General features: G+C 35.9%; 12 protein-coding genes. 2 read left to right on the top strand and 10 right to left on the bottom strand.

Annotation, left to right across the window (positions count from 1 at the left end; translation table 11 throughout):
* Window positions 1–10: 10 nt before the first annotated feature.
* From ACY2RT_RS07285 to ACY2RT_RS07305, 5 genes are all read right to left on the bottom strand, one after another.
* On the bottom strand, window positions 11–1,369 hold the full coding sequence (locus ACY2RT_RS07285; protein WP_490155240.1) for a hypothetical protein: 1,359 nt from the start codon (window positions 1,367–1,369) through the stop codon (window positions 11–13).
* A gap of 11 nt (window positions 1,370–1,380) precedes the next feature.
* Window positions 1,381–1,695, bottom strand: coding sequence for a hypothetical protein (locus tag ACY2RT_RS07290; protein ID WP_490155241.1), 315 nt, complete (start codon window positions 1,693–1,695; stop codon window positions 1,381–1,383).
* Between the two features lie 99 nt (window positions 1,696–1,794).
* Complete coding sequence (locus ACY2RT_RS07295; protein ID WP_490155242.1) at window positions 1,795–3,207, bottom strand: choice-of-anchor B family protein; 1,413 nt, start codon at window positions 3,205–3,207, stop codon at window positions 1,795–1,797.
* Between the two features lie 310 nt (window positions 3,208–3,517).
* A complete protein-coding gene (locus ACY2RT_RS07300) occupies window positions 3,518–4,930 on the bottom strand; it encodes a choice-of-anchor B family protein (protein ID WP_490155243.1) in 1,413 nt (470 codons plus the stop codon).
* Between the two features lie 115 nt (window positions 4,931–5,045).
* Entirely contained in the window at window positions 5,046–6,965 is a 1,920-nt protein-coding gene (locus ACY2RT_RS07305) for a choice-of-anchor B family protein (protein ID WP_490155244.1), read from the bottom strand.
* A 467-nt stretch (window positions 6,966–7,432) separates the two neighbouring features.
* On the opposite strand from ACY2RT_RS07305, the gene thiL reads away from it, so the two are divergent.
* Window positions 7,433–8,488, top strand: coding sequence for a thiamine-phosphate kinase (gene thiL, locus ACY2RT_RS07310; protein WP_490155245.1), 1,056 nt, complete (start codon window positions 7,433–7,435; stop codon window positions 8,486–8,488).
* A gap of 2 nt (window positions 8,489–8,490) precedes the next feature.
* On the opposite strand, the gene ACY2RT_RS07315 is transcribed toward thiL, so the two are convergent.
* The 3 genes from ACY2RT_RS07315 to ACY2RT_RS07325 all read right to left on the bottom strand — a co-directional run bounded on the left by ACY2RT_RS07315 (window position 8,491) and on the right by ACY2RT_RS07325 (window position 9,781).
* Window positions 8,491–8,694 carry a hypothetical protein gene (locus ACY2RT_RS07315; RefSeq protein WP_490155246.1) on the bottom strand — a complete coding sequence of 68 codons (204 nt, stop codon included), beginning with the start codon at window positions 8,692–8,694 and terminating at the stop codon, window positions 8,491–8,493.
* Window positions 8,691–8,945, bottom strand: a complete 255-nt coding sequence (locus tag ACY2RT_RS07320; RefSeq protein WP_490155247.1) for a DUF1660 family phage protein — start codon at window positions 8,943–8,945, stop codon at window positions 8,691–8,693. The genes ACY2RT_RS07315 and ACY2RT_RS07320 overlap by 4 nt, the downstream gene beginning before the upstream one ends.
* Before the next feature lie 65 nt (window positions 8,946–9,010).
* On the bottom strand, window positions 9,011–9,781 hold the full coding sequence (locus ACY2RT_RS07325; RefSeq protein ID WP_490155248.1) for an alpha/beta fold hydrolase: 771 nt from the start codon (window positions 9,779–9,781) through the stop codon (window positions 9,011–9,013).
* Window positions 9,782–9,811: 30 nt separating this feature from the next.
* On the opposite strand from ACY2RT_RS07325, the gene brnQ reads away from it, so the two are divergent.
* A complete protein-coding gene (brnQ, locus tag ACY2RT_RS07330; RefSeq protein WP_490155249.1) occupies window positions 9,812–11,077 on the top strand; it encodes a branched-chain amino acid transport system II carrier protein in 1,266 nt (421 codons plus the stop codon).
* Here the strand turns inward: brnQ and ACY2RT_RS07335 are convergent, their stop codons facing one another.
* The gene (locus tag ACY2RT_RS07335; RefSeq protein ID WP_490155250.1) at window positions 11,078–12,370 is read right to left on the bottom strand and encodes an aminopeptidase P family protein; all 1,293 of its coding nucleotides are present in this window, start codon (window positions 12,368–12,370) and stop codon (window positions 11,078–11,080) included.
* Window positions 12,371–12,444: 74 nt separating this feature from the next.
* Window positions 12,445–13,029 carry a Crp/Fnr family transcriptional regulator gene (locus ACY2RT_RS07340; RefSeq protein WP_490155251.1) on the bottom strand — a complete coding sequence of 195 codons (585 nt, stop codon included), beginning with the start codon at window positions 13,027–13,029 and terminating at the stop codon, window positions 12,445–12,447.
* Between the last annotated feature and the right edge of the window lie 35 nt (window positions 13,030–13,064).

The raw sequence follows: 13,064 nt of genomic DNA on the forward strand, positions 1-13,064 counted from the left end.
GGTTTATTTATTATTTGATTTTAATTATTAAAAAGTCTTTAATTCCTTTGTTTTGAACGATGTCTACATCATTACTTTCTGTATTTCCAACTACAACTACTTTATTGTCGTTTGTTTCAATAGCATCATTAGCAAAATCTAGGCTTGATCCACCACTGTTGACTTGAAATTCAAGATTTCCTTGTTCATCAATGATATATACCCAAGCATCATTTTCACCATAATTAGCTGTAAGATCTCCATTTCCGCTTCGTGTTGATCCAGATATTAGATAATTTCCATTGGCGAGAGGTTTGACGCTTCTTGCAGATTCAAATTGATTTCCGCCGTAGGTTTTTTGCCAGATAATATTTCCGGAGTCATCAAATTTCACCACCCAGGCATCTGCATTTCCTAATGCAGATGTAATATCACCATCTGAACTACGAGTATCGCCAACGAACATGTAGCTTCCATCTTTAGTTATGGTAGCTGCATATCCTATATCAATTTCGGAACCGCCAAAAGATTTGGTCCATAATTTATCGCCATTACCATTTAGACGGACGGCCCAAAAGTCGTAACTTCCTTTACTATCTGTAATGTCAAAGTCTAAACTTTCTGAAGCACCTACCATTAAAAAACCTCCGTCTGCTGTTTCCAGCGCATCGTAACTTCTATCGTTGTTGGTTCCTCCAAAAAAACGTCTCCATTCTCTATTTCCTCCGGAATCTAATTTAATGGCCCAGTATTCACCAACACCGTGTAGGGTACGACTTTTTCCATCGTCATTCCCCAGGCCTCCGCTTGCGGTCACATCAAGGAATCCGGTAAGAAAATAACCGCCATCTTTTGTTTGAAATGCATCAAATGCCTGATCACTACCGGAAAATCCGTAATTACGGTCCCATTGTATAGCACCCTCGCTATTAACTTTAAGCAGCCAATAGTCATGGAAACCCTCATTGCCAGATACATCGCCATCGCCACTTGAGCTATACCCGCTTAAGAGATAACCACCATCATTAGTTTTAGTGATTTTTGCGCCTTTTTCATCATCACTTCCTCCGTATGTTTTGCTCCATATCTTCTCACCAGTCTGGCTAACTTTTAAAAGCCAAAAATCCAAATCGTTCGATGCTTTGTCTGTGATATCGCCATCGGTACTTCTTGTAGAGCCAAAAATGGTATAAGATCCGTCAGCATTTTCTACTATGGAAACAGCATCATCTTCATCACTTCCTCCAAAGGTCTTAATATATTCTATCTCACCAGCAAAATTATTTATTATAGGATCGGGACTATTATCGTCCTTATCACATGAAGTAAAAACTCCGGCGATAAGTAACAGTCCAATAACTTTAATAATTTGTATTTTTTTTAATAGCATCTTGTATAGGGTTAATTCACCATCAATCTCTTGACGGTATTGTTATTTATTTTTATAAGGTACATTCCTGCGGTAAAGCTGGAAATATCAATAAACGCAGTTCCGTTAGTAAATCCTATAAGGCCATACTCATTGCCATTTTCGGGATCGGTCCATCCCCAGGAATTATTTCCAGAACTGGCCTCTAACGTTGCTAAAGAAAACGAAGATTGTAAATTATATCCGCTACAGGGATAAGAATTAGCAAAACCCCCAACACAGACTATTTGTGCAGGTGCAATTACTGGTATTGTTGCTGCTAGTATAAGGGGCACTAGTTTTTTCATTTCTTTGGTTACAAATATAAAGAAACATAATACTAACCATAACGCAGAAGGTTATACATTAGTATTATGTTCTTTACAAGTGTGTAAATTCAAAAAAGGTTAATTCACTATTAATCTTTTTGTGGTACTATTATTAATTTTCACCAAGTACATTCCGGCAGTCAGGCTAGAAATATCAATACTTTCTGAAACACTGTCAGAATAATTTGAGCTAAAAATAAGCTGTCCTACCAGACTATATACTTCAATTTGTGAAATTGGGTTAGTTTTAGATGAAATAGTAACAGAGGTTTTAGCAGGATTAGGAGACATTGCAAAGTCACTTTCAGTAAAATCTTCAGTTGATAATGTAGAAGGTCTTACTAAAGTAAAGCCCTCAGTCCCGCTTATAACTATGTTCCCACTTGCAAAAAACGGATATACGTTCCAAGCTCCGGCGTAACTGGCATTATTGTTACTTGTGTATGTGTCAAAATATCCTACTTCAGAAATATTTTGATTTCCTATATCGCTAATATCAATAACTCTTAAACTAGCTGCATAATTCGCGAGATAGTACTTATCTCCAACAACATAACCGTTATGATCAACAGCCGAAGTTGGTCCTGAATATTCAAAAGAAAATTGAGGGTTGTCCAGGTCATTAAAATCAAAAATAAGAGTTCGGGTATTGAATCCGAAAGTAAATTCATCTCCTTCATCTCCGGCTATAAAATAACGCTGGTCTTCTGTAAGCCACCCTTGGTGAGTATAATCTACGTTTGAATAGTTTATCGAAGAAATATGTTGTGGGTTTCCTTTATCAGTTATATCTACAATTACGATTTCATTTTCATTACATCCAAAAAATATCTCACGCCCTGTATAGTCGGTATCAGGACCATTATAGATTACTATTTGTGCATCATGGGTATAACCATCTCCTGAATACCCCCCGGCAGCAACCGGATTTGTAGGGTTAGAAATATCAACAAAATGAACTCCGCCTGAAAAAGTGTTATCACCAACACTATAAGCATATCCCAAATTATCATTGATAACGATATTGTGTGAACTTCCAAAGCCATTGTAATGGGCATCTTCAGTAAATGTTTCAGGAGGACTTCCTACCGAACGTAACCTTGTTAGATCAAAAACCTGCATACCATGATTTCCATTTACATCACTTACAATAAAAGCATGGTCGCTATATACTTTTACATCTCTCCAGCTACTACTACCGGTATGAGTAGGTAGCTTACCCAGATAGACAGGGTTAATGGGGTCAGAAATATCTATAAATGCTGTTCCGTTATTAAGGCATATAATTGCATATTCAGTTCCATCTTGAGGGTCGGTCCATCCCCAAGAGTCATTTCCTCCACTGGCACCCATTTGGGCAGGAGTTATTCTGGATAAAAGGTCATATCCGCTACATGGAAAACCACCGGCAAATCCTCCAACACAAGGAGTTTGGGCATAAGTAACTAGAGTTGCTGTTGCAGCTAGTAAAAAGGGTAATAATTTTTTCATTTGATTGATTTTAAATTTATAAAATATACTACTGTTACTAAAACGATAGAATTGGTAGTAGTACTATACTGTTTACAAGTCGTTCATTTTTTATTAAATTACAGATATGTTTATTTTTTTAGTGATTTGATTGTTGGTCGTAACAAAATACAATTCTATATAAAGAACAGATATCTAGTTATTTACCCTACTTAATAAGTGTATACCATCTTTTAATCAAGACCCGTAAAGCTACTAATAAAAAAGCATTAATTATAACTTAATTCGTTAAAAATCAATGCTCTATTAACCTACTAGGCTAATAAACATACTAGTTCTTTAAAATTTTCTTTGTGCTGTTGTTGTTAATTTTTATAAAATATAATCCATTTGAAAATGCAGATAGATCAATTAATTTTGTTTGTGAATTGATCTCTTTTTCAGAATAAATTAAATTCCCTAAAACATCAACAATACGTATTGTTGAAATGATCGTGTTTTCAGATTTCACTGTAACAAGATCAGAAGTTGGGTTTGGATATATAGAAAGGCCATTATCAAAGACGAAGTCATCTGATGCGAGTGTTGAAGGTTTAACCAATAAGAAACCTTCAGTCCTGTCACTTATTACAATGTTTCCACTCTCAAAAAAGGGATACACATTCCATGCTCCGTTGTACCCTGCATTATTATCTGAGATGTAAGAATCAAAATAACCTATTTCTGCCATATTTTGATTGGCAATATCTGAAATATCCATTACTCTAAATCCTGCAGCATTATTTGATAAATAGAACTTATCTCCTTTTACATAACCATTATGATCGGTTGCCGATGTCGAACCTGTATATTCAAAGTGAAACTGGGGGTTGTCCAGATCGTTAAAATCAAAAATGATAGTCCTGCTGCTAAGCCCAAGATTTATTTCATCTCGTTCATCTCCCAATAAAAAGTATCGCTGATTTTCAGTTAACCATCCCTGATGTGTGTATTCCAGATTTGAATATGTAATAGTAGCTATAGTTTGAGGGTTTGTTTTATCGGTAACATCTATTATAACCACTTTGTCTTCATTACTGCCAAAAAGAATCTCACGTCCGGTATAATCTGTATCCGGGCCATTGTAAATAACTACTTGTGCATCGTGGCAATATCCTTCTGCAGAATAACCGCCTTCATTTACGGGATTTAATGGGTCTTGGATGTTTATAAAGTGAGGTCCGCCACTGTTAACTCTGGTGCCAAGACCATAGGCGTAACCGGTAGCTTCATTGATTACAACATTATGGGCTTTACCGAAACCACTATAATGAGCATCTTCTGTAAATATTACAGGAGGGTTGGTTACGTTTCGTAATCTGGTTAAATCAAAAATCTGCATACCATGTCCGGGATCTTCACTAACGATAAACGCAAAATTGTTATAGGTTTTTGCATCTCTCCATGTGCTGCTATTGTTTTCGGTAGGGAGGCTCCCCAGGTAAACAGGGTTAAGAGGGTCTGAGATATCAATAAAAGCAGTGGCTTCAATTAGACAGATAATAGCATATTCTTTTCCATCTTGCGGATCTGTCCAGCCCCAGGAGTCATTTGCCCTCGTGGAATTCATAGTAGCGAGTGGAATATGGGATTGCAGATCGTAACCGCTACAAGGAAAAGAACCGGCCATTCCATTGTTACACGGAGTTTGAGCAACCAACCCTAAAGATGCTAGTGCTATTAAAAAGAATAAAGACTTTTTCATTTATTTTTTTTAGAGAACCATAAAGCTAGCAATAAAAAAAGCACTAACAATAACTAAAGAGTTAAATGTTAGTGCTTTACTGCTTAAAAGTTGTTTTTACTTTATCCAGAGACCATTATTTTTTAATAATTTTCTTTGTGATAGTATTATTTATAGTTACAAAATACAATCCTTTTGAGAATGCTGAGATATTTATTGTTGCTGTTTCTGAATCAATATTTGTATTTGCATAAATACGTTTCCCGGATATGTCAACTACTTCTATGGTAGAAAGGCTTACATTTTTTGAAGCAATTGTAATTACTTCTGAAGCAGGATTAGGAAAAATAACCAATCCTTTTTCAAGCTCAAAATCTGTTGTGCCAAGCTCTTCTTCCACTGTTAGATCAAAAGAACACGTGTCTGTGTTCCCAGATCCGTCTGTAACTTCAAAAGTTATTGTATGAACTCCTACATTTAATTGAGTTCCCGGAACTGGATCTTGAGTTATCACAAGGCCGGCTGCACAGTTATCAGTTGCTGTAACATCTCCCGTTGTATCAAAATTTTCGAGAGTATAAAAAGGATTTCCAGAATCGTAAGCTACAGTAAGACCTACTGGGCAAGTAATTTCAGGATCTATATCGTCTACTACGGTGACTGTTGCAGTACAGTAGTCTTTGTTACCAAAATCATCATATACTTCCAATTCTACCGTATTTGCTCCAAGGTCTGAACAATCGAAAGTATCATCACAAAGAATAAGATATACAGTACCACTGTTATCACTTGAGCCGTTATTTATTTCTGCAGCAGTTACAGAAGCACTGCCATTTGCATCAAGAAAAACAGTTGCATCCTGACAAACAGCGTTAGGAGCAGTAGTATCATCGGTGATAGCCTTTACAAGTAAAAATCCAGCATCTTGGTCACTTATGATGATGTTACCACTATCAAAATATGGAAAAACACTCCATGCTCCATTATTTGTATTCACACTATTACTTGAAGGGTGAGAATCAAAAAACCCTATTTCGGTCATATTTCCATTAGCTATATCACTTACATCCATAACTCGGAGTCCTGCACGATAACTAGCCATATAATATTTAGTTCCTTTCACATACCCATTGTGGTCTGATGCAGATGTAGGCCCTGTAAAGTTGAAGAAGAATTGAGGATTATCCAGATCGTTAAAATCAAAAATGATCGTTTTTGTGTTAAATCCAATGTTTATTTCGTCGGTCTCATCACCTAAAATGAAATACCGTTGATCTTCGGTGAACCATCCCTGGTGAGTATAGCCAACATTTGTATATGAAATTGTAGAGATGCCCACGGGATTTGCTTTGTCTGTAATATCAACAATAGACACTTCATTCTCATTGCTTCCAATCAAAATTTCACGTCCAGAATAATCTTTATCTGGCCCACAATAGGTAACCACTTGTGCATCATGGCTGTAATCATCCATGGCATAACCGCCGGCAGCAACAGGATTGGTAGGGTCTTGAATGTTTATAAAGTGTGGTCCGCCATTGAATGTTGATGTCCCAACACCAAATGCATAACCGCTATCTTCATTAATAACAAGATTATGGGCGCTTCCAAAACCATTGTAATGTGCATCTTCTGAAAAAGTCACAGGTGGATTGGTTACGTTTCGTAGTCTTGTTAAGTCGAAGACCTGCATTCCGTGACCATTTGCTTCACTTACTACAAATGCGTGGTCGCTATATACTTTAATATCTCTCCAGATGCTACTGCTGGTATGAGTAGGAAGTTTACCAAGATAGATTGGACTTGTAGGATTTGAGATATCTATAAATGCAGTTCCGTTATCAAGACCAACAAGAGCGTATTCTTTTCCGTTAGAAGGATCGGTCCAACCCCAGGAGTCGTTTCCAGATCCGGCACTCATTGCCGCTAATGAAATTTCAGATTGTAAAAAATACCCATCACATGGATAACCACCGGCAGAACCACCTGTACAAGGTGTTTGGGCATTTACAAGAGTAAAGCTCATCAAGAGAATTGGGAGTAAGAATTTTTTCATTTTAATGGTTTTAAGTTTTAAGAAATACTACTATTATCAATGTGCAAGATTAACAGCAATGTTACTATGTTATTTAAAAATTGACAATTTTTGTTAAACTACAGCTTAGGCCTTTTTTATTTTGGCATTTGACTCTAACAAAATACCGTCCTTTATAAAGAACAGATACCTTTCAATTTACCCTACTTTTAAAAGCAATGGTGTTTTCTTTTTCATTTTTTATTTAGGTATTTGGATAACGAATGTTTCATGAAAAAATTATTAATACTACAATGAAAACCCATTCACTACTACAAAATTTTCAATCCATGCCTGACTAAGGGTTTCAAAAGTATAAAAAATACGATAGGAGAACTGTTTTTAAACAAGAATTTACCTTTTTGAGTAGATAAAATAAATAGTTGCTTGTAAAATAGAGCATTATTTAAATGCGAAGCGTTATTTTTGTGCCCTGATAATTATAGAACATGCTTGAAAATAAAAACCCTTCAAAGACAAATATTTCACAGCTTGGTGAATTTGGTTTGATCGATCATCTTATCAAAAACTTTGATATTCATCAAAAGACTACAATTAAAGGTATTGGAGATGATGCAGCTGTGATCTCTTCAGAAGGAGATAATCAAATAGTAGTAACTACAGATTTATTGATAGAAGGAGTTCATTTTGATTTGAGTTATATGCCGCTAAAGCATTTAGGTTATAAGGCCGTAATGGTAAATCTGTCCGACGTATATGCCATGAATGCCACAGCAACGCAAATCACCGTTTCAATTGCGGTGTCCAACAGATTTCCTGTGGAAGCTTTAGAAGAGCTATATGCAGGTATAGCGACAGCTGTTAAGATGTATAATGTAGATTTGGTGGGGGGTGACACTACGTCTTCCACAACTGGTTTGATACTTAGTATAACTGCGATTGGGAATGCAAAAAAAGAAACTATTGTGTATCGTAATGGTGCAAAAGAGAATGACCTGTTGGTGGTAACCGGAGATCTGGGAGCAGCTTACTTGGGTTTACAAGTTTTAGAACGAGAAAAAGAGGTTTTTAAAGTCAATCCAAATTCTCAACCCGATCTGGATGCATATACTTATTTAATAGAACGCCAGTTAAAACCTGAAGCCAGAAAGGATATCCCTAAGTTGCTTTCAGAATTAGATGTAAAACCTACTGCAATGATCGATATAAGTGATGGGCTTTCTTCAGAAATTATACATATATGTAAGCAATCGAATGTAGGATGTAATTTATATGAAGATAAAATTCCATTGGATCCTCAGGTCATTAGCACATGCGAAGAATTTAAGTTGGACAGTACTACAGTAGCATTAAGTGGAGGTGAAGATTACGAATTGCTCTTCACTATAAGTACTGAGGATTTTCCAAAAATTAAAGCGAATCCTCACTTAACAGTAATTGGGCATATTACAAATGAAAAAGAAGGAACTCATTTAATTACCCGTGCAGACACAAAAATTCCTTTGATTGCACGAGGATGGAATGCTATGCAAAAAGATGATTAAATCTATGAAGCTGTTCTTTTGGAAAGGTATTTCTCAAAAAATTGATGATTTTCTTTCCAGTATTTGGTAAGTTTTACCATTTGCCCATATCCATCTGTAGTATATCTTTGTTTGCAATGGATACATTCAAATTCCTTAATAAATATGTTGTCCTTTTTGATGGAGGCATAGGTATGCCCTTTTAACTTGCATACAATTTTCTTCATACCTGATTTGTTGATATTCTGCGCATTTTTTTCTGAAAAAATGCAGCAACATTTGTATTAACGTCTTTAATATTTTGCGTCAGTGTTTCTAGTTTTCCACCTTCTCCGTCTGTGACTTCTCGTCCACAGTGAGTACATTTATATTCATTTATGTGATTAGTGACTTTTCTAGTTACGATGTAATCGTGGCCAAATGTAGCGCAAAGTACACCAAATAGCGAAAACGATGTTTTTGGGGAGGAGCTATTCATAGTTGTTAGTTTTAGTTTTGTTAAATATATAGAAATATTTATTCAAAAACCGATAAAAAGTAAAATTATTCGATGAAATGCATAATTTTAACAATTTCATTCTTATTTTCAATATGACTCATGTGCCCTCCCGAAACCTTTTTTAATTCTGTTCCACAAAATTTTGCCCATATTTCTGAAACTGAAAAAGGGACAATAGGATCTTCGGTAGCACAGATCATAATTTTGTTTTTACCAAACTGTTTTAAAATTGAAGTACGGTCCTTACGGATCTTCATTCCCTTAATAGTTGCTATAATACCTCTCAAAGGAAATTGAAAAGCTTCTTTTTTTAGGGTGTCAATTTCTGAAGCATACTTTTCCTGAGAACCTTCTGCAAATAAATTGGTGATTGCCATACCTATAAATGCTCTAGGGTTTTTTTGAATAACAGTTAATGCACGTTCCCTGTTCTCTTTTCGTTCTACAGAATCTTCTGCCGGTGTAGAGTTTAACAAAACTAAAGTTGAAACTTCCGTTTCAAACAATTCGGTATATGCCAAAGCCACATAACCGCCCATAGAATGTCCCACAAAAGCAGCTTCAGTTATATTGAGATATTGCAATACATTATGAACAGCTTCTGCCATGAGTTCCATGGTGTGGATTTCAGAGATACATTCACTTTTTCCATGCCCAGGCAGGTCAATAGTAATTACTTTATGGTCCTTGCTTACTTTGGGTATGATCTCTTTCCACATGGTAGAACTTTCTAAAAACCCATGGAGTAAAACAACAGCAGGACCTTGCCCAAAAACCTCATAAAAAAGCATAGTGTTAGTATAAATCAGGTTCATTTTCTATATTCGGCAAACAAATATCTGTTAATGAACCAGACCAAGCAAACCTTTGTTACTGCTTTTGCGTTATTTTCACTTTTTTTTGGTGCAGGGAATCTTATTTTACCACCTTATTTGGGTTACAATGCTGGTGAAAGTTGGATTTGGGTAACCATTGGATTTGCAATTTCTGCTGTTGTGATTCCCATCTTGGCTATTTATGGGCATGCCCGTTTACAAGGTACCATGTTAGATTTTGCCAATAAAGTATCTCCGGGCTTTGCCATGGTATATGCAATATTAGTGTATGTCATCTCGATATCTTTGCCTTCACCGCGAACTGCATCGGTTACTTATGAAATGTCCATACAACCCTATTTTGAAATTTCATCATTATGGATGAGTACTATTTATTTTGCATTGGTTTTGGTCTTTGTACTCAATCGATCCAAAATGATAAATATTATGGGCAAGTTTTTAACACCTCTAATTATTATCATTCTGTTAGCAATTATTTGTATTGGAACTTTTGGAGATGTGGAACCATTGCGAACTTCTCTTTTTGAGAATTCTTTTACCGGAGGAATATTAGAAGGCTATCAAACTTTTGATGCGATAGGGGGAGTAGTAGTAGGTGGAGTTATTGTAATTTCTTATGCCATGCATGGAAAGTATAATTATATAGAAAAGAAAAGAATGATTGCAAGATCCGGGCTAATAGCGGGATTGGGACTATTCTTTATCTATGGTGGACTTATATTTTTGGGCGCATTAAATAGCGGGACACTTGAAAGTAAAAACCGGACCGAATTACTGATCTCTTTAAGTACACAGGCTTTGGGAGATATTGGTACTACATTTTTAGGGGTATTGGTTGCCTTGGCTTGTTTTACTACTGCTGTTGGGATTGTGACAGGAACTGCAGATTTTGTAAAAGGTATTTCCGGGAACTCTCAACTCGCCTATAAAATTACAGCAGTGCTGGGATGTATTTTAGGAGTAGCTGTAGGGCAATTTGATGTACATTACATTATAGATATTGCAGTCCCGGCACTTATGTTTATCTATCCTATTACCATAGTTCTAATTCTGCTGAACATAGTCCCGGATCGCTTTGCTTCAAAAATGGTTTTTAGAACAGTAACTCTGGTGACTTTGCTCTTTAGTATTCCTGACTTCCTACAATTTGTGATGGCCGAAGAAACAGTAACAGCTATTAAAAGTTGGATTCCTTTAGCAGCTAATAGCTTAGGCTGGGTGCTGCCGGCTATTGCAGCTTTTGTAATTTCAAATGTATTTAAAAGGAAAGGGTAGTTAGCGATTCATTAAATCCTCGATCTCATCTGCCTCAATAGGAATGTTACGCATTAAGTTGAAGGGAGCTCCCTTTTCCTGAATTACCACATCATCTTCCAAACGCACACCAAAACCTTCTTCAGGAATATAAATTCCAGGTTCTACCGTAAAAACCATATTGGCTTTCATAGGCTCCCATAAAATTCCGTAATCATGTGTATCTAGCCCTAGATGATGAGACGTTCCATGCATAAAGTATTTTTTATAGGCAGGCCATTCAGGGTCCTCATTCTGTACATCAGCTTTGTCGATAAGCCCTAAGCCTAATAATTCTGAAGTCATTATTTTGCCAACTTCCACATGATGCTCTTTCCAAAAAGCACCGGGGACTAACATCTTTGTAGCTTCATTTTTCACACGGTTTACAGCATCATAGACCTCGCGTTGACGTTTTGTAAACCTTCCGTTAACAGGAATAGTACGGGTCATATCACTGCTGTAATTAGCATATTCTGCACCCACATCCATCAGGATTAAATCTCCATTATTGCATTGTTGGTTGTTTTCAATATAATGTAAAACATTGGCATTATTTCCACTTGCAACAATAGGAGTATAGGCAAATCCGCGCGAACGATTTCTTATAAACTCGTGCATATATTCAGCTTCAATCTCATATTCCCAAACACCGGGCTTTATGTAGTTTAAGACACGGCGAAATCCTTTTTCAGTAATATCACAAGCAGTTTGCAATAAATCAATTTCAATAGAACTCTTTACTGAGCGAAGGCGTTGCAAAATAGGATTACTTTTTGCCCAGCTATGAGCGGAAAATTTTTCTTTGGCTCTTTTTATAAAACGATCTTCACGGGTTTCAGTTTCAACAGCTTGACGGTAATGCTCATTAGTATTGAAATAAATAGTTTCGGTTTGTGTCATCAATTCAAAAAAGACCTTATCAAATTCATCCAACCAATACACGGTTTTAATTCCACTTACCTCAAAAGCTCTTTCTTTAGTTAACTTTTCACCTTCCCAAACAGCAATATGATCATTGGTCTCTTTCAAAAAAAGAATCTCACGATTTTTTTCTTCGACCGCTTCAGGGAACAATACCAGAATACTTTCCTCCTGATCTACCCCGCATAAAAACAAAATGTCTCTATGTTGTTGAAACGGCATAAGGCTATCCGCACTAATTGGGTATATATCATTACTGTTAAATACTGCTAGACTTTTTGGCTTCATTTGCGCCATGAAGTCTTTTCGATTTTTGATATAAAGATTGCGATCAATTTGATGATATTTCATGGTATTATTATCTAATTAATTGGTTTTGTGTAAAAGTAATTAAAGATATATTTAATTTAAGCAGCCATATGGCTTTAAATTATATTTTTGCGAATTCTACTCATATGCCTTGTTGAAATTCCTAAAAAAGAAGCCAAATAACGTAAAGGGACCTGTTGTAATAATTTGGGCTCGTTGATAAGTAGCTTTTGATATCGATCTTCCGGTGATAGAATAAGTAAGTCTATCCGGTAATCATCAATCAAATAAATTTGATTTTCAATTAAATTATAATAGAATCTATTGAAGGCTTCATTGTTCTTAAGTAAGTATTCAAAGCTTTCGAGATTTATCACCCATAAACCACAGTTAGCTATAGCTTTAATGTTTTTTCTTGAAACAACTTGGTTCCTAAAACTTTTTAAAGCTGAAGTCGATGAATTTTTTAAAGCGAGATACGTTGTTTTTTCCTCTCCTGAAATAGTAATGGAGTGTTGTAAAATACCGCTTTCTATATAACAAAAATAAGGGCAAACTTCCCCTTCTTTTACAAAAAACTCATTTTTGAGAAGCTTTAAGAATGAGAAAGACGTTAAGATGGCAGGTATTTGAGACTCCAGTTCTTCGTCATTTATGATCATTCTCAAATAGTGCTCAAAATTAATTTCCGAATCTTTCATTTGCTACTAATGTTTATTGGTTCGATTTTAAATAG

The organism is Ulvibacter sp. 2210JD10-4, assembly GCF_058148525.1.